This window comes from Serratia myotis (assembly GCF_027474885.1).
Taxonomy (GTDB): Bacteria; Pseudomonadota; Gammaproteobacteria; order Enterobacterales; family Enterobacteriaceae; genus Serratia; species Serratia proteamaculans.
In genome coordinates this window covers 5484420-5503952 of record NZ_CP099707.1, presented here as the reverse complement: position 1 = coordinate 5503952, position 19533 = coordinate 5484420, and the positions used below count along the sequence as shown (strand labels likewise).

Here is a 19533-nt window from a genome sequence, read left to right as displayed (position 1 = left end):
GGCGGACTCCACTCGAACAAGATCAATAAAAGAAAAGAATCAGGCTAATTTTTTATAACTCATGATTTTTGACACATACCCGGCATCGGCTGTTTGCCTGTGGGGGATGCGAACCGCCTTTCACGGTTTATGTCCCTCACGATCCCCGCTTGAGAGATCGCGATCGGAATGACGGATCATAGCGCAATCCGCGCAAGAGATCCTCCCCTTCATCACAGATTAGATCCATTTTATCCACAGGCCCCGGCCTGCGGCGATCTTTTCGCCAGTCTCGTTAAATTGCAGGCAAAATCCCGCGTGGGGAAAGGGATTTTTTACATTGTCAACCGGTTATACCCTGTTATCCACGCAAGATCCTTGCTTTTCCCCCGAAGGATCGCATCGGGATCCTTGCGATTTACCTCCGAGTCCGTATAATCTTCGCCCTACGTGTGTACCTGGTTCCTAAATGGTGTGTCATTAACCAGACAGGATTCTGCGGTGACCACGGGCCAATACCGGATTTTACTCCGAATTGGCAGACAACCAGGTAGGCTAGCGCAATGTGAATTGACTCAGGACTGTACAATTATTACAATCCCGCCTCTTTATATATTGCGATTGAGGCGTCGGTCGTCTTCACGCCGAATAGCCAAACGCGTTTACTGATCAGTAATTATTTTAAGTTTAGGTAGAAATCGCCATGAAACGCACTTTCCAACCGTCCGTATTGAAGCGTAACCGTAGCCACGGTTTCCGTGCTCGTATGGCAACCAAGAATGGTCGTCAAGTTCTGGCCCGCCGTCGTGCGAAAGGCCGTTCTCGTCTGACTGTTTCTAAGTAATAAAAGCTAACCCGCTGAGTGGTTAAGCTAGCTTTTCCCAGGGAGTTACGTTTGTTAACTCCCACTCACTTCACTTTCGTCTTCCAGCAGCCACAACGGGCTGGCACGCCGCAAATCACCATCCTCGGCCGCCTGAACCAGCTGGGGCATCCCCGCATCGGTCTTACCGTCGCCAAAAAACACGTCAAACGCGCGCATGAACGCAACCGGATCAAACGCCTAACCCGCGAAAGCTTCCGTTTACTTCAGCACGAGTTACCGGCGATGGATTTTGTCGTGGTGGCCAAAAAAGGGATAGCGGATTTGGATAACCGCGCGCTGACGGAAGCTTTGGAAAAATTATGGCGTCGCCACTGTCGCCAGGCTCCCGCATCCTGATCGGGCTGGTGCGGGCTTACCAGCTCGTCATCAGTCCGCTGCTTGGGCCTCGTTGTCGCTTCCAGCCGACATGCTCTCATTACGCAATTGAGGCATTAAGCAGGTTTGGCATGATAAAAGGCAGTTGGTTAGCATTGAAACGCGTATTAAAATGCCACCCCTTGAACCCAGGTGGCGATGATCCCGTGCCGCCGAAACCCGACGATAACAGAGAACACTAACGATGGATTCGCAACGCAATCTTCTCCTCATCGCTCTGCTGTTCGTGTCTTTCATGATCTGGCAAGCCTGGCAAACGGACAATGCTCCGCAACCAGTCGCGCAGACCACGCAACAGACTTCGAACACTGCTACCGGTGATGCCGCAAGCTCAGCAGTTCCAGCCAGTGGCCAGGGTAAACTGATTACCGTTAACACTGACGTGCTGTCGCTGACCATCAACACCCGTGGTGGTGATATCGAGCAGGCTAAACTGTTGGCCTACCCGGACACTCTGGGTTCATCGACGCCATTCCAATTGCTGGAAACCACACCGTCATTTGTTTATCAGGCGCAAAGCGGCCTGACCGGCAGAAACGGTCCGGATAACCCGGCAAACGGCGAACGTCCTCTGTTCCAGGCGGCGCAGGACAGCTACACCCTGCCGGAAGGCCAGGAAGAGCTGCGCATTCCGCTGACCTTTACCGGTAAAGACGGTGCCATCTACACCAAGACTTTCGTGCTCAAGCGTAACCATTACGCGGTTGGCGTTGACTACAACGTCGACAACAAAAGCACCACTCCGCTGGAACTGACCCTGTTCGGCCAACTGAAGCAGACCACCGAGCTGCCTAAGCACCGTGACACCGGCAGCAACAACTTCGCCCTGCACACCTTCCGTGGCGCGGCGTACTCTTCCAGCGATGACAAATATCAGAAGTATGCGTTCGATAAGGACGAGAACCTGAGTGTGACCACGCAGGGCGGTTGGGTTGCGATGCTGCAACAATACTTCGCCACCGCCTGGGTACCGGCAACTCAGGGTAGCAATACCTTCTATACCGCCAAGCCTGGCGACAACCTGTCCACCATCGGCTTCAAATCTACTCCGGTAGTAGTGCAGCCTGGTGCGCAGCAACAACTGAACGCGACCCTGTGGGTTGGCCCGGAGCTGCAGGATCAGATGGCCCAACTGGCGCCGCATCTGGACCTGACCGTGGATTACGGTTGGTTGTGGTTCATCTCCCAGCCGCTGTTCAAACTGCTGAAGTTCATCCACGGCTTTATCGGTAACTGGGGCTTCTCAATTATCATCATCACCTTCATCGTGCGTGGCATCATGTACCCGCTGACCAAAGCGCAGTACACCTCGATGGCGAAAATGCGCATGCTGCAGCCTAAACTGCAGGCGATGCGTGAGCGTATCGGTGATGACAAACAGCGCATGAGCCAAGAGATGATGGCGCTGTACAAGTCTGAGAAAGTGAATCCGTTGGGGGGTTGTCTGCCGCTGGTTATCCAGATGCCAATCTTCCTGGCGCTGTACTACATGTTGATGGGCTCGGTTGAGCTGCGCCATGCGCCGTTCGCCCTGTGGATCCATGACCTGTCGGCGCAAGACCCGTACTACATCTTGCCAATCCTGATGGGCGTGACGATGTTCTTCATCCAGAAGATGTCGCCGACCACCGTGACTGACCCGATGCAGCAGAAAATCATGACCTTTATGCCGGTGATCTTCACAGTGTTCTTCCTGTGGTTCCCGTCCGGTCTGGTGCTGTACTACATCGTCAGTAACCTGGTGACCATCATCCAGCAGCAGTTGATTTACCGCGGCCTGGAAAAACGTGGCTTACACAGCCGCGACAAGAAAAAGACCTAAGCGTATTGTAGGGGTTCGGCGCGCTGAACCCTTGCAGCGATAGATAAGAGGCGGTCATTAAGACCGCCTTTTTGCATATTGAATTGTCAGAGAGAGTCACTATGAGCACCACCGATACCATCGTAGCCCAAGCCACTCCGCCGGGACGCGGCGGCGTCGGCATTCTGCGTATTTCCGGCCGTGGCGCCAAAGACGTGGCCCAGGCCCTGCTCGGTAAGCTACCGAAGCCGCGTTACGCCGATTATCTGCCATTCCGTGATGCAGAGGGTGCGACTCTCGATCAGGGCATTGCGCTGTGGTTCCCGGGGCCCAATTCGTTTACCGGCGAAGACGTGCTGGAACTGCAAGGCCACGGCGGCCCGGTGATCCTCGATCTGCTGCTCAAACGCGTACTGGCGCTTCCCGGCATGCGTATCGCGCGGCCCGGCGAGTTTTCCGAACGTGCATTCCTCAATGACAAGCTGGATCTGGCACAGGCCGAGGCGATTGCCGACCTGATCGACGCCAGTTCCGAGCAGGCAGCCCGCTCAGCCATGAACTCGCTGCAGGGGGCTTTTTCCACCCGCATCCACCAGCTTGTGGAAGCACTTACTCACCTGCGGATCTACGTGGAAGCGGCCATCGACTTCCCCGATGAAGAAATCGACTTCCTGTCTGACGGTAAAATCGAAGCGCAGCTCAATGGCGTCATGGCCGATCTGGACAACGTACGCGCCGAAGCGCGCCAGGGCAGCCTGCTGCGTGAAGGAATGAAGGTAGTGATCGCCGGGCGACCAAACGCCGGTAAATCCAGCCTGCTGAACGCGTTAGCTGGCCGAGAGGCAGCCATCGTTACCGATATTGCCGGGACGACCCGTGACGTTCTGCGTGAACATATTCACATCGACGGCATGCCGTTGCACATCATCGACACCGCCGGCCTACGTGAAGCCATCGACGAAGTGGAGCGCATCGGCATCGAACGTGCGTGGAATGAGATCGAACAAGCCGACCGCGTGCTGTTTATGGTCGATGGCACCACCACTGCGGCCACCGAACCGGCGGAGATTTGGCCAGAATTTATGGCGCGTCTGCCGCACCGTCTGCCGATCACCGTGGTACGTAATAAAGCCGACATCACTGGTGAAACGCTGGGTATGACCGAAGTAAATGGTCACTCACTTATTCGCCTGTCGGCGCGTACCGGTGAGGGCATCGATCTGCTGCGCGACCACCTGAAGCAGAGCATGGGCTTCACCAGTAATATGGAGGGCGGCTTCCTGGCCCGCCGTCGCCACCTGCAAGCGCTGGAACAAGCGGCCCAGCATCTGGTCGAGGGCAAAGAACAGTTAGTGAGCGCTTACGCGGGGGAGCTGTTGGCCGAGGAATTACGCCTGGCCCAGCAAGCGCTGAGTGAAATCACCGGCGAATTCACCTCCGATGACCTGCTGGGACGCATCTTCTCCAGCTTCTGCATCGGCAAGTAAGCCATCAAATACCGCCGATGCCGGCTTTCTCCGCCAGAGCGGGTAAATTTTTTACCTGCTCTCGGTGATTGATGCCTGAGCGGCCGGTCACAGCACCCTTCAGGGCCAGCGCGATATACTGAGCGACAAGGGATCCCCTCTCAGGAAAGAGCAAGCATGGCATTAACCCTCAGGGTGTTACTGGAAAATCGGCGTGCCGCAGGCGTGGACCCATCGCTGCGGGTGAAAGCCGGCCTAAGCCTGTTGATTCAGGATGAAACGGACTCGGTTTTGTTCGATACCGGCCCTGATGACAGTTTCCTGCATAACGCAGAGCTGATGGGCGTCGATCTGTCCGGGTTAACCGCGACGCTGCTGTCACATGGCCATTATGACCACTGCGGTGGCGTCCCCTGGTTAGCCGATAACAGCCGTATCATCTGCCATCCGCACATCGCCAATGAACGCTATTCGGCAGTGAAACTGCTGGGTAAAACCCGGAAAATCAAAAAATTATCGCTGGATATCGATTACTCACGGCATCAAATGGAGTACAGCAGTGAACCACTGCATATCAGCGAACGTTTTATCTGGTCCGGAGAAATCGTGGTTGCCGAGCCAAAGGCCTATGGCGTAATCAGTGGCAAAACGGAGGCGGTGGATTACGTTAGCGACGAGGGTGTGCTGATTTATAAGTCCGATCGTGGGCTGATTATTATTACCGGCTGTGGGCATCGTGGGATCATTAACATCGTGCGTCATTGCCAAAAGATCACCGGGATCAATAAGATCCATGCGTTGATCGGCGGTTTCCACCTGCGCTGCGCCTCACCGCGCCTGTTATGGCAGGTCAGGCATTTTCTGAGTCAGCAAAAACCGGATAAGATCATGGGATGCCATTGTACCGGCACATGGGGACGGCTGTGGCTGCCGGAGATGATATCACCGGCGACGGGAGACACTTTCGTTCTGGAATAAAACGCTAACAAGTACATTAGTTTTACCGCCATCCCCCTGAACGGGGTCCGCTATCTCCCCTGGCTTGCCAAAAATCACCTAAGCTTATCTCAGCGATTTTTGTCGGGAGAGATAAGAAAAATGAATGAACCACTGGATTTACTGGGTATCGGCCTTGGCCCTTTCAACCTCAGCCTGGCCGCCCTGGCCTATGAAAGTGGTGCCCTCAATTATACCTTCCTCGATCGAAACGCCAGCTTCCGTTGGCATCCCGGCATGCTATTGCCTTCTGCCTATATGCAGACCTATGTGCTGCAGGATCTGGTCACAGCGGTGACACCCCGCAGCCAATTCTCCTTTATCAATTACCTGGTCGAGCAGAAAAAAATTTATCGTTTTTTGATCACCGAACAGCAAATTATCAGCCGTGAAGAGTTCTCGGACTACCTGAGTTGGGCCTGTGATAGATTAGATGGGCTACAGTTTTCGCAGTCGGTTGAAAGTATTGATTTTGACGATGACCAGCAGTTGTTCGAGGTACGCACCCTCAACCAGACCCTGTGGGCGAAGAATATTTGCCTGGGTACCGGCCATGACCCCTGGTTACCGGCAGAGTTTTACCCGGCGCTGGGAGAGAATTGTCTGCATGCCGCCGAAATAGCCATTCGCAATCCAGACCTGACGGGTAAACGGGTGGCCGTAGTTGGGGGGGGTCAAAGCGGTGCAGATATTTTCCTGAACGCGCTGCGCGGTCACTGGGGAGAACCGGCGCAACTGGATTGGATTTCCCGCCGCCCGAACTTCCAACCGCTGGACGAGTCCGCTTTCACCAATGAATATTTCACCCCGGAATACGTCGATTATTTTTATACGCTGCCGCAGGATATTCGCGAACGCGAAATCAGGACACAGAAACTGCCTGCCGACGGTATCAGCAATCATACGCTGCGCACGCTGTACCGAGAGTTATACATGCGTTTCGATGTCATGCATCAGCCACGCAATGTCCGTCTTTTGCCGCACCGCACGCTGCTGGCAATCGAACCGACGGATAAGGGCTACCAGCTGCGTACCCGCCACGGTTTGGAAAATCGCCAGGAAGGATTTCATGCCGACATCGTTATTTTAGCGACAGGTTACCGCCCTTCGCTCCCATCCTGTCTAAAACCCCTGTTGCCGCGCATTCCCTTTGACGATCAGCAGCATTTGCCGCTGCTGCCGGATTTTAACCTTGAGTGGCAAGGACCTGAACAGAATCGTATTTATGCGGTGAATGCCGGTATACATAGTCACGGCAGCGCCGAGGGTGGGCTCAGCCTGATGGCCTGGCGCTCTGCCCGCATTCTCAATCATCTCCTCGGTAAACCCCATTTTGATTTGACGCCTAACGCATCAATGATCCAATGGTGGAGTGACGCGGCACCGGACAATAATATTGAACAGGAAGATAAATAGGATAAAACGCATACTGTTTTTTAATGATAAATCCGCGACTTATGCTTAATCTAACCCCCCTGCGTTTTCTGCTGCCCCTCTGTCATGGAGTGAATAATGGCGTGTCATTTTGCCCGATGGATCCCCACATCCACCGCACTGGATACCCGGAGACTCTCCGCAGACGTGGTTGCTGCGACCGCTTCTTTTTCCGTTAAACGCCGCCAGCGCTTCCTGCAGGGGCGCATCCTGCTCGCTGAGATGATGTTCTATCTTTATGGGCTGCCGGTATTACCCTCTATCGCCACCACCCCAACCGGCCGCCCCTGTTTCGTCGACAATCACCTGCCCGATTTCAGCCTGGCCTATGCCAGCGATACGGTGGGGGTCTTGCTCAGCCAGGAAGGCAAGGTAGGGCTGGATATTGAAGTCATGCGCGCCCGCGGCGGGCAGCATAAAGAGCGGCAGCACCAATACCAAACGCCGGCCGAAAGCGCCTGGATCAGTGCGCAATACGATCGACTGGAGGCAGAAACCCAGCTGTGGAGTATCCGCCAGAGCGTGCTAAAACTTTCCGGCCTGGGTAATAGCGGGCAGTCGACGCTGCTGCTGCATCCTTTTTCCGGCCATCTGCGCTCCAGTATCACCCCCCAGGTCCATGTGATGAGCGATGCCGATGAATACCTGAGTTGGGCTTGTGCGCGTGAACCCAGCCTTGAGCGCTTAATCTGTTGGCAATACGAAGCGGATAAAGGCCTGCAGAAGCACGGCGAAATCTCCCCGCGAACCCCAGCCATCTCCACCCGCTTTGTGAAATTAACCAGTCTGGCACTCCACCGCTGACATCGGCGATTAATGACGGATCCGTAAGATAAAACTTTCTTTAACGGATAAATTTCTGCATAAAACCGCAAAGTCAGCTAAATATTCAGCAATCATCTATTCTCACTGCCCTTCTTGCCCTACTATCTTCGGGTGTTCTAAGCTGAATCTGTTCATTCGAAAGGGAGAATCACCATGTCAGACCAAGCATTAAAAATCGTCACCCTGCTCGGCAGTTTACGTAAAGGCTCTTACAACGCGATGGTCGCCCGTGCCTTACCCGGCCTTGCCCCACAAGGTGTTACCATCGAAGCACTCCCCTCTATCCGTGATATCCCGCTGTACGATGCCGATATGCAGCAGGGAGAAGGTTTCCCCGCCGCGGTGGAAGCCATTGCCGAACAAATCCGCCAGGCTGACGGCGTGATCATCGTAACCCCGGAATATAACTATTCGGTGCCGGGCGGATTGAAGAACGCCATCGACTGGCTTTCCCGTCTGCCAAATCAACCCTTGGCCGGTAAGCCAGTGGCTATTCAGACCAGCTCAATGGGGCCAATTGGTGGCGCACGCTGCCAGTATCACCTGCGCCAGATCCTGGTGTTCCTCGACGCAATGGTGATGAACAAACCAGAATTTATGGGTGGCGTGATCCAGAATAAAGTGGACGCGCAGACGGAAGAATTGAATGACCAGGGTACGCTGGACTTCCTGACGGGGCAGCTGTCCGCCTTCAGCGATTACATCCGTCGTCTGAAATAAATGTCTTTTTTGACGCCTTCAGCAAAAATTGACTGATGGCGTCATTATCATGAGAAAAAAATCGCCAACCCATTAAAAATAAAGTCATTAAATTATGTATTTTTTTATTTTAGCCATATTACTGGCTTTCATCACCAGACCACTACTAGCCACAGAAATGCATTATCCCGCCGGAGAAGAGCCGATCGAGCTGCCGGTACATAGCCCGCTTAGCACCCAGTTACCCCGCACCGCACAGAGCCAGGAAGATAAAAAGATCGCCGCCATGTCGTTGTATCTGACGCTGATGCGTGAAGATGGCCGTAACGTATGGGCACCTTACCAGTTGGCGGCCTCCTCAGCAGAAAAGGGCCAGACCGAATTGGCAGAGCGTTATCTGCAACTGAGCGCCGATCGCGGGTTGTGGTATTACTACAATCTGTTGGAGGACGACGCCTTCAACAACATCCAACACAGCAGCACCTATCAGTCGATTCTGGCGATAACCAAAGCGCGCTATCTGCAACATGCGCATTGGTTCGAAGGCAAAGCCAGCTACGCCATACCGGACGGTCCCCCTCCACCCGGAGGCTGGCCAACGGTGGTGTATCTGCACGCCTATGGCAAAAGCGCCGGTATCACGCCTGAAGAGCGCCTGTTTTTCAGTGAGATCGGCGTCGCCTATGTTGAGATCAACGGCACCCAGATGCTGTCAGAAAACTGTTTCCGTTGGTCAAATTACAGTGATGAAAGCACTCAGAGCGCAATTCAGCGGGCTTTGCAGCCGCTAACCAAAGAATTAAAGCTCAACCCTCAACAGGTCTACCTTACCGCTCGTGGTCAGGGCGCACTGCATGCTGCCAATCTGCTGGCCAAGTACCCACAACTTTATGCCGGAGCGATGCTGATCGCCCCTAATGGCGAGATCAAACAGGCACAGCAATCGCTGGCAACCCATAAGCGGCTGGTGGTGGCGTACTACGATCGGCAAAATTTCAGCGATCAGGCGTTGGCGATGCACTTCGCCAATCTGTTCAGTGAGAATAATCAGGTAGAGGCTTTGCATTTTGCCCAGGGTGAGAACCCCGATGGCGGCTGGCAGGCACGTTTCAAACGGCCGTTGCAGTGGATGCTGCATCAGGCGCCCGACGCAACGCCGGGTGCCTGATGTGACTACGCGCATTGACTTGCAGGCTATGAGAAAGTTGATTATTAGGGAGAGCGTGCCGAAGGGGTCGTAGCAGCTTCAGCTGCCGACCAATTTGCCGGGAGCAAATTGGAACGACTTTCAGTCGGCCCGGAGGGTGGGACACACGGATGTGTCCCATAATGGCCCCTCGGTGCGCTAGGCCCGAGTATCTCAGGCTAAAAGCAAACCCAGGGCCGACGTTTGTCGGCCCTATTCGCATTAATGACCGTCTACAAAAACAATCTTCAGCACAAACAGTAGCGCGACAACCACCACGCATGGGCTGATTTCACGCCAGCGGCCGGTACCCAACTTCATGACGCAGTAAGAAATAAAGCCGAGTGCGATACCTTCGGTAATCGAGAAGCTGAACGGCATCATCACCGCCGTCACAAACGCCGGTACCGCTTCGGTCAGGTCATCCCACTTAACCCGCGCCAGGCTGGATGTCATCAGCACGCCCACGTAGATCAACGCACCGGCAGCGGCGTAAGCCGGCACCATGCCCGCCAGCGGCGACAGGAAAATCACCAGCAGGAACAGGATCCCGGTCACCACCGCGGTCAGACCGGTACGGCCGCCGACGGAAACCCCGGCAGAGCTTTCAATGTAGGCCGTCACGGAGGAGGTACCGACAAAGGAGCCGGCCACCGAACTGATGCTGTCCACGTACAACGCCTGCTTCATGCGTGGGAACTTGCCCGTTGCATCGGTCAGACCGGCCTTGTCGGTCACGCCAATCAGGGTGCCGGAGGAGTCGAACAGGTTCACCAGCATAAAGGAGAAAATCACCCCCGCCAGGCCAATGTTCAACGCCCCCGCCAGATCAACCTGGCCCACTACCGAGGTAATGTTGGGTGGCATCGAGAACACGCCGCCGTATTTCACATCGCCCAATGCCCAGCCGATCAGGGTGGTCACCACGATGGAAACCAGCACCGCCGCATGGAAGTTACGGGAGGACAGCACGGCAATAATAAAGAAGCCCAGCGCGCCCAGCAGCACATTGTGCGAGGTCAGGCTACCGATGGTCACCAGCGTATCCGGGTTAGCCACCACAATGCCGGCATTTTTCAGCCCCATCATGCCGATAAACAGGCCGATACCGCTGGTGATCCCCACCCGCAAACTCATGGGGATATTGGCAATCATCCAGTAGCGGACGCGGAAAATGGTCAACAGCAATAAACCGACCGCGCCCCAGAAGATGGCCCCCATGCCGATCTGCCATGAAATCCCCATCGCGCCCACCACCACAAAGGCGAAGAACGCATTGAGGCCCATTGCCGGCGCCAGTGCCACCGGCAGGTTCGCCAGCAGGCCCATCAAAATACTGCCAAAAGCGGCAATCAGACAGGTGGTTACAAACACCGCCTGCGTATCCATACCCGCCGCGCCCAAAATTTGCGGGTTAACGAACACGATATACACCATGGTCAAAAAGGTAGTAATACCGGCAATCGTTTCCGTACGCGCCGTAGTGCCATGTTGCTTGAGTTTAAACACACGCCCAAGCAAGCCTTGCTCAACGTCAAGGCCAGTGACTTGTTTGCTCATTATCAGAATTCCGAAGAAGGGAATGGAGAGTCGCTGGCTATCCTATAACAAAAAGTCAGGGTTTTGACGCCGCTCACAGCTTTTTTTCGCCGTCTTTACGGCTAAAACCCCCAACAGATTGTATTTACTGAGATTGATCGGTAAACCGTGATTCTGGGGTCGCAATCCTGCCTGATGCGGTTAAAGTGGCATTATCACCGCATAACCTAAGGACACGGCCCCTGATGAAGCAGATTGACTGTATTTTGTTTGATTGCGACGGCACGCTGGTGGACAGCGAAGTGCTGTGCAGCAAAGCCTACGTGCACATGTTTGCCCACTATGGCATTCACCTTTCGCTGGACGAGGTGTTCAGAAAGTACAAGGGGGTGAAGCTGTACGAGATTATCGAACAGGTTAATGCGGAGCACGGAGTCGCCTTGCCGAAGGAAGAACTGGAGCCGTTATACCGCCAGGAAGTGGCCCGTCTGTTCGACAGCGAATTGCAGCAGATTACCGGTGCGCGTGAACTGCTGGCACAGGTGTCAGTCCCTATGTGTACCGTGTCTAACGGCCCGGTCAGCAAAATGCAGCACTCGCTCGGCCTGACCGACATGCTGCACTATTTTGATGACCGGTTGTTCAGCGGCTATGACATCCAGCGCTGGAAACCGGATCCGGCTATCGTGTTTCACGCCGCCGAAAAAATGCAGGTACCGGTGGAGCGTTGCATCCTGGTGGACGACTCCGCCGCCGGGGCGCAGGCCGGGATCGCTGCGGGTATCCCGGTATTTTACTTCTGTGCCGATCCGCACAATAAACCGATCGACCATCCCCTGGTCACCGCATTCGACAGCCTGGCGCAATTACCTGCGTTGTGGCGTGAACGTGGCTGGCAGTTGACTAACTAGCCGGCAACGGCGGTTTGTTACGCCACCAGCGCCATGAGCGTTTCAACGCCCGGGTCTGCGGGCTAAAGCGGCGATTGACCGCATTGGCCAGCAGATCCAGCGCCAGACAAAAAACGAAGTACACCAGGGCGATAAACAGGAACACCTCCATCGGGTACACCATGCTGCGGTTGTTGACCTGGGTTGCCAGAAAGGTCAGCTCACCGACACCGACGATATAGGCCAGCGAAGTGTCCTTGATCAACGAAATCCACTGGTTGATAAACGAAGGCACCATCATGCGCAGCGCCTGGGGCAATACGATCATCCGCAGCGTCTGCCAGCGGGTTAACCCCAGTGATAAACCCGCTTGCCACTGGCCCGGGCCGATGGCGGCAATTCCCGCCTTCACCGCATGAGCCAGATAGGCCGAGGCGATCAACGCCAATGCGCAAACTACGGTAGTAATTTCCGGAATATCCACGCCAAAAACCATCGGCAGCAGAAAATAGGTCCAGAAAATCAGCATGATCACCGGGATGGCGCGGAAGAAGCCCAGCAGCATGGCCAGTAATCCGGCAGCGACGCCGCTCGACATCGCCAGTGCCACGCCTAACAGCGTGCCGAGAATGGCCGAAGCCACACCGGCCATCAGGCTGATCGCCAACGTCAGCGCGGCGCCCCCCAGCGGTCCGTCCGGCCAGGTGCCCCACAACAGATAGCCCAGGTTGTCGTAAATGACGCTGAAATCCATCTTAATGCCCTCTCAGCGGTTTACGCTGCTGTCGCCACATGCCCCAGCCTTCCAGCAACGCAATAATGGCAATGTACAGCAACGTCGCCACACCAAACGCCTGGAAGGTGCGCAGCGTCTCGGTTTCTACCTGACGCGAAGCATAGGACAGTTCGGCAACGCCGATCGCCATGGTCAGCGAGGAGTTTTTTATCACGTTCATATACTGACCCAGCAGCGGTGGCATGGCGATTTTCAGCGCCTGCGGCAGCACCACATAACGCATGGCCTGCCAGCCGGTTAATCCCAGCGCGTTGGCCGCATATTTTTGCCCGCCGGCGACGCCACGGATGCCAGAGCGGATCTCTTCGGCGATAAATGCACTGGAGTACAGCGTCAGGCCGAAAAAGCCGGCGAGAAACTCGAACGACGGCCACTCTAGCGGGCCGATTTGATGTGAAGTGTTCAGCCACTGCATAGCGGCAGAAGGCAGGATCTGCCCGGCGGCGAAATACCAGAAGAACAGCTGCACCAGCAATGGCGTATTACGAAACAACGAACTGTACCCCACCGCCAGCCAGCGCAGTCCCCACAGGCGGCTGTCACGCATTGCCGTCAGTAAAAACCCCAACAGCGTGGCGGCCAGGCTCGCGCAGGCGGAAAGCCACAGCGTCAGCAGGAAACCCTGCCATAGCCAGCTCAGATACTGCGGCGCCAGCAGCCAGTCTGAGAGTTTTTGCAGATGCATGCTAAATCCTTGTATTGCAGAATGCGCCAGGGGCGCAGCAAGCTGCGCCCCTCCGTTCACACCTCACAGCCCTCGCGGATCAGGCTTTCGGCTGTTGATCCAGGGGTGCGATGGTGAAATTGCCGCGTGGCTGCGCGGTTTTGGTTTCCGGGCCAAACCAGCGATCGTAGATCTTCACCGCTTCGCCGTCTTTTTCCAGTTTAATCAGCGTGTCATTCACGCTGGCGGTCAGGCGATCTTCGCCTTTGGGAATACCGACCCCCTGGTACTCTTTGGTAATGCTGAACGGCGAGATCTCGAAATCAGCCTTCTGCGCCGCCGGCAGGTTGCCTAGCAGGCCCACCAGTTTGGCATCATCCTGGGTGATCGCCTGAACGTTGCCGTTACGCAGCGCCACGAACGCCAGCGGTGTGTCGTCGTAAGAGATCACTTTGGCCGTCGGATAATGTTCACGCAGGGTAATTTCCTGCACCGTGCCCTTGTCCGCGCCAATGCGCAGTTTTTTGATATCTTCCGGGGTTTTCAGCACGCCTTTATGGGCGATAAATTTCTGGCCGGTGGCGAAGTACGGCACGCTGAAGTTCACTTCCTTGGCGCGCTCGTCAGTAATGGTGAAGTTGGCGGCGATCAAATCGACCTTTTTCGACACCAACAAAGGAATACGGTTGGCAGGATTGGTGGCTCGCAGCTCCACCTTCACACCCAGCGCTTTGCCGATCGCATCGGCCACATCAACGTCATAACCCACCAACTTTTTGCTTTGCGGATCGATATAACCGAACGGAGGATTACTGTCGAACACCGCGATACGCACTACGCCGGCTTTCTTGATGTCGTCGAGTTTGTCCGCATGCGCGGCACCGGTGGCGAGGCTGGTCAGGCTGGCTAACAAAGTTAAGGCCAAAACGCGATGTTTCATGAGTTGCTCCTAAGGGGTTGATGTCCTGCTGGCTGCTACGCTAGCAAGACCCGATTAGGTCAGGAAATAATATAAAAAGCTATATTTATAACCTTTTTATCTTTAGGGGTTTTAAACAGCATAAAGGCGCAGTTTTCTGCGCCTTTGGAGGGTAACTCGTGGGGAGAATTACTCTTTTTTCTCGTCTTTACCGTCGGACGACAACAGCTTTTCCAGCGCATCGCCGCCAATATGACGGAAGTCCTGACCTTTGACGAAGTAGAAGATAAATTCGCAAATGTTCTGGCAACGATCTCCGATACGCTCGATCGAACGGGCGCAGAACAATGCAGTCAGCACGCTGGGAATGGTGCGCGTGTCTTCCATCATGTAAGTCATCAGCTGACGTACGATGCCTTCATATTCCTGGTCGACCTTTCTGTCTTCGCGGTAAATTCGGATCGCTTCATCCAAATCCATACGCGCGAAGGCGTCCAGCACGTCATGCAGCATCTGCACGGTATGACGCCCCAGCGACTCCAGGCTAACCAACAGTGGCTGGTGCTGATGCGAGAACTTCTCCAGCGCGGTACGGCAAATCTTATCTGCCACGTCGCCGATACGTTCCAGTTCGGAGATGGTTTTGATGATCGCCATCACCAGGCGCAGGTCACTGGCGGTCGGCTGGCGTTTGGCGATGATCCGCACGCAGGCTTCGTCGATCGCCACTTCCATCATGTTGACCTTGGCATCGCCCTCGATCACCCGCTTGGCCAACTCACCGTCCTGGTTATGCATCGCGGTAATGGCGTCGGTCAGTTGCTGTTCCACCAGCCCGCCCATGGTCAACACCTGGGTGCGGATGTGCTCAAGTTCTGCGTTGAACTGGCCGGAAATGTGTTTATTTAAATTCAGGTTATCCATGATGCATCCTATCAACCATAACGGCCAGTGATGTAGTCTTCGGTCTGTTTTTTCTGTGGCGCGGTGAACAGGGTATCAGTATCACTGAACTCGATCAGTTCGCCCAGATACATAAATGCCGTGGAGTCCGAGCAACGCGCCGCCTGCTGCATGTTGTGAGTTACGATCACCACGGTGTAGTCAGACTTCAGCTCGCTGATCAGCTCTTCAATTTTACCGGTGGAAATCGGATCCAGCGCCGAGCAGGGTTCATCCAGCAATAATACGTCCGGACGAATCGCAATGCCGCGGGCGATACACAGGCGCTGCTGCTGGCCGCCGGACAGGCTGTAACCGCTCTGGTGCAGCTTGTCCTTGGTTTCGTTCCACAGCGCTGCCTTGGTCAGAGCCCACTGCACGCGCTCATCCATGTCGGCACGCGACAGCTTTTCAAACAGACGCACACCGAAAGCGATGTTGTCGTAAATCGACATCGGGAACGGCGTCGGCTTCTGGAACACCATGCCAACCTTGGCACGCAGCAGGGCGATATCCGAGTTGTCGGTCAGAATGTTCTGCCCATCCAGCAGGATGCCGCCTTCGGCACGCTGCTCGGGGTATAGCTGATACATCTTGTTGAAGGTGCGCAGCAGGGTTGATTTGCCGCAGCCGGATGGACCGATAAACGCGGTGACCTTGTTCTTGGCGATATCCAGCGTGATGTTTTTCAGCGCATGGAATTTGCCATAGTAGAAGTTCAGATCGCGTACCTGAATTTTGCTGCTGGAAGCGTCAGTAACCATACTCATCAAGACTTCTCTCTTTTCATCAGCGCCGCCAGGGCCGCGCTCAAAATTTTATGAATGCTTTTGCTTGGCGAAAACCACACGCGCCAAGATATTCAGGACCAATACGCACAGGGTAATCAACAACACCCCTGCCCAGGCCAGTTCTTGCCATTCGGCGAACGGGCTCATGGCGAATTTGAAAATGGTCACCGGCAGGTTGGCGATCGGCTGCATCAGATCGGTGCTCCAGAACTGATTCGACAGCGAGGTAAACAGCAACGGTGCGGTTTCCCCGGCGATACGTGCAATCGCCAGCAGTACGCCGGTGATAATGCCGGAAACCGAGGCCTTCAACGTGATGGCGGAAATCATGCGCCATTTCGGTGTACCCAGCGCGTAAGCCGCCTCACGCAGCGTATCCGGCACCAGTTTCAGCATGTTTTCGGTGGTACGGATCACGATCGGCACCTGCAACAGCGCCAGTGCAATGATCCCAGCCCAGCCGGAGAAGTGCTGCATCTTCGCCACCACGATGGTGTACACGAACAAGCCCACGACGATCGACGGTGCCGATAACAGAATGTCGTTAATAAAACGGATGATTTCCGCCAGCCAGGATTTACGGCCGTATTCCGCCAGGTAAATGCCGGCCATGATGCCCAGCGGCGTGCCGAATATCGTCGCCCACATGATCAATAACCCGCTACCGGCAATGGCGTTAGCCAGGCCGCCGCCGGCAGTGTTCGGTGGTGGGGTCATTTCGGTGAACAACGCCAGCGACATGCCGTCGATGCCTTTGGTCACCGTGGAGAACAGGATCCACACCAGCCAGAACAAGCCAAACACCATGGTCGCCATCGACATGAACAGCGCCAGTCGGTTTTTCTGACGGCGCCAGGCCTGCATTTTGCGACGGCTTTCCAACAGCGCCAGGTTGTTTTGCATTTCCATAGTCGCCACGTTAGCGTCCCTCCTTCTTGGCCAGACGCATGACCATCAACTTCGACAGCGCCAGGACGATAAAGGTGATAACAAACAGAATCAGACCCAGCTCCATCAACGCTGCGGTGTGCACCCCAGATTCCGCTTCGGCGAATTCGTTGGCCAGCGCAGAGGTGATACTGTTACCCGGCATATACAGCGAGACGCTGTCGAGCTGGTAGGTGTTACCGATGATGAAGGTCACCGCCATGGTTTCCCCCAGCGCACGGCCCAACCCCAACATCACACCGCCAATCACGCCATTCTTGGTAAACGGCAGCACGATACGCCAGATCACTTCCCAGGTGGTGCAGCCGATGCCGTAGGCCGACTCTTTCATCATCACCGGGGTCTGCTCGAACACGTCGCGCATTACGGCAGCAATGTAAGGAATAATCATAATCGCCAGGATCACCCCGGCAGCCAGAATACCAATACCAAACGCCGGGCCAGAGAACAGCTCACCGACAATCGGAATGCCGGACAGCACGTCGCCAACCGGAGTTTGGAAATATTCGGCAAACAGCGGGGCGAACACGAACAGACCCCACATGCCGTAAACGATACTCGGGATCGCCGCCAGCAGCTCAATGGCGATGCCCAGTGGGCGTCGCAGCCAGTTTGGCGCCAGCTCGGTCAGGAACAGCGCAATACCAAAGCTGACGGGCACGGCGATAATCAGTGCAATCAACGAGGTGACCACGGTGCCGTAGATGGGCACCAGCGCACCGAACTGCTCGGCAGGCGCGTCCCACTCTTTGGTCCACAGGAAGGAGAAACCGAATTTCTGGATGCTCGGCCAGGAGGCGAAGATCAGTGAAACAATAATGCCGCCCAGCAACAATAGGGTAATCAGCGCTGCCAGTTTAACCAGCGCGCTGAAGATGACGTCACCATTTTTACTCGGTGCTTTAATGGTCGGCTTGTACTCAGCCATAGATCACTCTCTGTTTTAACCCTGGCAGGCCCAACATAGGTCAGACCCTGAAAAACTGAGTGGGGCGCGTTGGATCACGCGCCCCTGCGTTGTTAGTACAGCGCTTTACCGGAACTGTCTTTTACGTTGGTTTTCCATGCTGCACGCACCTGCTCGACAACTTCGTTCGGCAGAGTGGCGTAATCCAGGTCATTAGCCTGCTTGGCGCCCGTTTTGTACGCCCAGTCAAAGAACTTCAGGACTTCGGTGCCCTGAGCCGGGTTTTTCTGCTCTTTGTGCACCAGGATGAAGGTGGTGGAGGTGATTGGCCAGGCGTTGTCGCCTTTCTGGTCAGTCAGGTCCTGTGCGAAGGTTTTGCTCCAGTCCACGCCTTTGGCAGCGGCGCTGAAGCTCTCTTCTGTTGGGCTAACCGCTTTGCCATCGGCAGAAATCAGCTTGGTGTAAGCCAGGTTGTTCTGCTTGGCGTAAGCGTATTCAACGTAGCCAATAGAACCAGGCAGACGCTGTACGAAGGCCGCGATGCCGTCGTTACCCTTGCCGCCCAGACCGGTTGGCCAGTTAACGGTAGAGCCTGCGCCGATTTTCTCTTTCCACTGCGCGTTGGCTTTGGACAGGTAGCTGGTGAACACGAACGAGGTGCCTGAACCATCAGCACGACGCACAACGGCAATGTTCTGATCCGGCAGCTTAACGCCTGGGTTCAGCTTGGTGATCGCCGGGTCGTTCCATTTCTTCACGTTGCCCAGGTAGATATCACCCAGAGTTTTACCGTCCAGGGTCAGCTCACCGGATTTGATGCCCGGGATGTTAACTGCCAGCACCACACCACCGATCACGGTAGGGAACTGGAACAGGCCATCAGCCGCCAGTTTTTCGTCAGTCAAAGGTGCATCAGAAGCCCCAAAGTCAACGGTATTGGCGATGATTTGCTTCACGCCACCCGAAGAGCCGATGCCCTGATAGTTAACTTTGTTGCCGGTTTCTTTCTGATAAGAATCTGCCCACTTGGCATAAACCGGAGCGGGGAATGTCGCACCTGCACCGGTCAGGCTAGCAGCAGCGAACGCGGACACGGCGGTCAGGGAGAAAGTCGCTGCCACAATACTGGCGACGGTGGTACGCATCAGTTTCATAATCCCTCCTAATGGGATATTCAAAAATCGACTTCAAGTCGTTTTCATCAGAGTAAGTATTGCTGCAGGAGGGAAAATAGGACAGTTTGGTGACAGTAAAATGTACGAAATATGACAGTTATATTACAACGCGAGCACCGTGATGATTATGTATTTAAAATCAGCCAATTAAAGATAAAAACACTCAGTAATTAATCAATAAAAAAACCCTTTCCATCTCACCTATCCGCTTGAATATGACAACTTTTATCCCTGCTGTCGCACCATTGTCATATTTGCTACAGCCATGAAAAAAGCCGACACGGCGGCCGGCTTTTAGAGGTTAACAGCAACGAG

The 19533-nt window shown here is 55.0% G+C and carries 20 protein-coding genes; 11 read left to right on the top strand and 9 right to left on the bottom strand.

The window, feature by feature from the left end; genetic code table 11:
* The first annotated feature begins 682 nt into the window (after nt 1-682).
* The 10 genes from rpmH (at nt 683) to NHG65_RS25805 (ending at nt 9629) form a co-directional block, all read left to right on the top strand.
* Nucleotides 683-823, top strand: a complete 141-nt coding sequence (rpmH, locus tag NHG65_RS25850) for a 50S ribosomal protein L34 (protein ID WP_003849659.1) — start codon at nt 683-685, stop codon at nt 821-823.
* A gap of 18 nt (nt 824-841) precedes the next feature.
* Complete coding sequence (rnpA, locus tag NHG65_RS25845) at nt 842-1201, top strand: ribonuclease P protein component (RefSeq protein WP_025123954.1); 360 nt, start codon at nt 842-844, stop codon at nt 1199-1201.
* Complete coding sequence (gene yidD / locus NHG65_RS25840) at nt 1165-1422, top strand: membrane protein insertion efficiency factor YidD (protein ID WP_012004505.1); 258 nt, start codon at nt 1165-1167, stop codon at nt 1420-1422. Before rnpA ends, yidD begins: the two co-directional genes overlap by 37 nt.
* Before the next feature lie 2 nt (nt 1423-1424).
* A complete protein-coding gene (yidC, locus tag NHG65_RS25835; protein ID WP_085120151.1) occupies nt 1425-3062 on the top strand; it encodes a membrane protein insertase YidC in 1638 nt (545 codons plus the stop codon).
* A gap of 101 nt (nt 3063-3163) precedes the next feature.
* Nucleotides 3164-4528, top strand: a complete 1365-nt coding sequence (mnmE, locus tag NHG65_RS25830) for a tRNA uridine-5-carboxymethylaminomethyl(34) synthesis GTPase MnmE (RefSeq protein WP_219015039.1) — start codon at nt 3164-3166, stop codon at nt 4526-4528.
* Nucleotides 4529-4684: 156 nt separating this feature from the next.
* Nucleotides 4685-5485 (top strand): MBL fold metallo-hydrolase, encoded by an 801-nt coding sequence (locus tag NHG65_RS25825; RefSeq protein WP_499182805.1) that lies wholly within the window; start codon nt 4685-4687, stop codon nt 5483-5485.
* A 120-nt stretch (nt 5486-5605) separates the two neighbouring features.
* Nucleotides 5606-6919, top strand: a complete 1314-nt coding sequence (locus tag NHG65_RS25820; RefSeq protein ID WP_207978732.1) for a lysine N(6)-hydroxylase/L-ornithine N(5)-oxygenase family protein — start codon at nt 5606-5608, stop codon at nt 6917-6919.
* A gap of 96 nt (nt 6920-7015) precedes the next feature.
* Nucleotides 7016-7741, top strand: a complete 726-nt coding sequence (locus NHG65_RS25815; RefSeq protein ID WP_099064426.1) for a 4'-phosphopantetheinyl transferase family protein — start codon at nt 7016-7018, stop codon at nt 7739-7741.
* A gap of 174 nt (nt 7742-7915) precedes the next feature.
* Complete coding sequence (locus tag NHG65_RS25810; protein ID WP_099064425.1) at nt 7916-8482, top strand: NADPH-dependent FMN reductase; 567 nt, start codon at nt 7916-7918, stop codon at nt 8480-8482.
* Nucleotides 8483-8576: 94 nt separating this feature from the next.
* Nucleotides 8577-9629, top strand: a complete 1053-nt coding sequence (locus NHG65_RS25805; RefSeq protein WP_499182804.1) for an alpha/beta hydrolase — start codon at nt 8577-8579, stop codon at nt 9627-9629.
* Nucleotides 9630-9869: 240 nt separating this feature from the next.
* Here the strand turns inward: NHG65_RS25805 and NHG65_RS25800 are convergent, their stop codons facing one another.
* Entirely contained in the window at nt 9870-11207 is a 1338-nt protein-coding gene (locus NHG65_RS25800; protein ID WP_099064423.1) for an NCS2 family permease, read from the bottom strand.
* A 224-nt stretch (nt 11208-11431) separates the two neighbouring features.
* Between NHG65_RS25800 and yieH the strand changes: the two genes are divergently transcribed.
* The gene (gene yieH, locus NHG65_RS25795) at nt 11432-12097 is read left to right on the top strand and encodes a 6-phosphogluconate phosphatase (RefSeq protein WP_099064422.1); all 666 of its coding nucleotides are present in this window, start codon (nt 11432-11434) and stop codon (nt 12095-12097) included.
* Here yieH and NHG65_RS25790 read toward each other — a convergent pair.
* The 8 genes from NHG65_RS25790 to pstS form a co-directional block, all read right to left on the bottom strand.
* A complete protein-coding gene (locus tag NHG65_RS25790; protein ID WP_099064421.1) occupies nt 12090-12830 on the bottom strand; it encodes an amino acid ABC transporter permease in 741 nt (246 codons plus the stop codon). The genes yieH and NHG65_RS25790 overlap by 8 nt on opposite strands.
* Before the next feature lies 1 nt (nt 12831).
* On the bottom strand, nt 12832-13557 hold the full coding sequence (locus NHG65_RS25785) for an amino acid ABC transporter permease (RefSeq protein ID WP_499182803.1): 726 nt from the start codon (nt 13555-13557) through the stop codon (nt 12832-12834).
* A gap of 79 nt (nt 13558-13636) precedes the next feature.
* Nucleotides 13637-14476: an ABC transporter substrate-binding protein gene (locus NHG65_RS25780; RefSeq protein WP_099064419.1), complete on the bottom strand. Its 840-nt coding sequence runs from the start codon at nt 14474-14476 to the stop codon at nt 13637-13639.
* A gap of 168 nt (nt 14477-14644) precedes the next feature.
* Nucleotides 14645-15379, bottom strand: a complete 735-nt coding sequence (gene phoU / locus NHG65_RS25775) for a phosphate signaling complex protein PhoU (protein WP_085120124.1) — start codon at nt 15377-15379, stop codon at nt 14645-14647.
* Nucleotides 15380-15390: 11 nt separating this feature from the next.
* Nucleotides 15391-16161 carry a phosphate ABC transporter ATP-binding protein PstB gene (pstB, locus tag NHG65_RS25770; protein ID WP_369804765.1) on the bottom strand — a complete coding sequence of 257 codons (771 nt, stop codon included), beginning with the start codon at nt 16159-16161 and terminating at the stop codon, nt 15391-15393.
* Between the two features lie 54 nt (nt 16162-16215).
* Nucleotides 16216-17106 (bottom strand): phosphate ABC transporter permease PstA, encoded by an 891-nt coding sequence (gene pstA / locus NHG65_RS25765; RefSeq protein ID WP_099064418.1) that lies wholly within the window; start codon nt 17104-17106, stop codon nt 16216-16218.
* 1 nt (nt 17107) lies between these two features.
* Entirely contained in the window at nt 17108-18064 is a 957-nt protein-coding gene (gene pstC, locus NHG65_RS25760; RefSeq protein WP_085120121.1) for a phosphate ABC transporter permease PstC, read from the bottom strand.
* A gap of 92 nt (nt 18065-18156) precedes the next feature.
* A complete protein-coding gene (pstS, locus tag NHG65_RS25755) occupies nt 18157-19197 on the bottom strand; it encodes a phosphate ABC transporter substrate-binding protein PstS (RefSeq protein WP_099064417.1) in 1041 nt (346 codons plus the stop codon).
* Nucleotides 19198-19533: the final 336 nt, after the last annotated feature.

Bases quoted from the DNA above. Each gene is read 5' to 3' on its own strand.
- rpmH (WP_003849659.1), top strand. From the start codon at position 683: ATGAAACGCACTTTCCAACCGTCCGTATTGAAGCGTAACCGTAGCCAC.
- yidD (WP_012004505.1), top strand. From the start codon at position 1,165: ATGGCGTCGCCACTGTCGCCAGGCTCCCGCATCCTGATCGGGCTGGTG.
- yidC (WP_085120151.1), top strand. From the start codon at position 1,425: ATGGATTCGCAACGCAATCTTCTCCTCATCGCTCTGCTGTTCGTGTCT.
- mnmE (WP_219015039.1), top strand. From the start codon at position 3,164: ATGAGCACCACCGATACCATCGTAGCCCAAGCCACTCCGCCGGGACGC.
- NHG65_RS25825 (WP_499182805.1), top strand. From the start codon at position 4,685: ATGGCATTAACCCTCAGGGTGTTACTGGAAAATCGGCGTGCCGCAGGC.
- NHG65_RS25820 (WP_207978732.1), top strand. From the start codon at position 5,606: ATGAATGAACCACTGGATTTACTGGGTATCGGCCTTGGCCCTTTCAAC.
- NHG65_RS25815 (WP_099064426.1), top strand. From the start codon at position 7,016: ATGGCGTGTCATTTTGCCCGATGGATCCCCACATCCACCGCACTGGAT.
- NHG65_RS25810 (WP_099064425.1), top strand. From the start codon at position 7,916: ATGTCAGACCAAGCATTAAAAATCGTCACCCTGCTCGGCAGTTTACGT.
- NHG65_RS25805 (WP_499182804.1), top strand. From the start codon at position 8,577: ATGTATTTTTTTATTTTAGCCATATTACTGGCTTTCATCACCAGACCA.
- NHG65_RS25800 (WP_099064423.1), bottom strand. From the start codon at position 11,207: ATGAGCAAACAAGTCACTGGCCTTGACGTTGAGCAAGGCTTGCTTGGG.
- yieH (WP_099064422.1), top strand. From the start codon at position 11,432: ATGAAGCAGATTGACTGTATTTTGTTTGATTGCGACGGCACGCTGGTG.
- NHG65_RS25790 (WP_099064421.1), bottom strand. From the start codon at position 12,830: ATGGATTTCAGCGTCATTTACGACAACCTGGGCTATCTGTTGTGGGGC.
- NHG65_RS25785 (WP_499182803.1), bottom strand. From the start codon at position 13,557: ATGCATCTGCAAAAACTCTCAGACTGGCTGCTGGCGCCGCAGTATCTG.
- NHG65_RS25780 (WP_099064419.1), bottom strand. From the start codon at position 14,476: ATGAAACATCGCGTTTTGGCCTTAACTTTGTTAGCCAGCCTGACCAGC.
- phoU (WP_085120124.1), bottom strand. From the start codon at position 15,379: ATGGATAACCTGAATTTAAATAAACACATTTCCGGCCAGTTCAACGCA.
- pstB (WP_369804765.1), bottom strand. From the start codon at position 16,161: ATGGTTACTGACGCTTCCAGCAGCAAAATTCAGGTACGCGATCTGAAC.
- pstC (WP_085120121.1), bottom strand. From the start codon at position 18,064: ATGGCTGAGTACAAGCCGACCATTAAAGCACCGAGTAAAAATGGTGAC.
- pstS (WP_099064417.1), bottom strand. From the start codon at position 19,197: ATGAAACTGATGCGTACCACCGTCGCCAGTATTGTGGCAGCGACTTTC.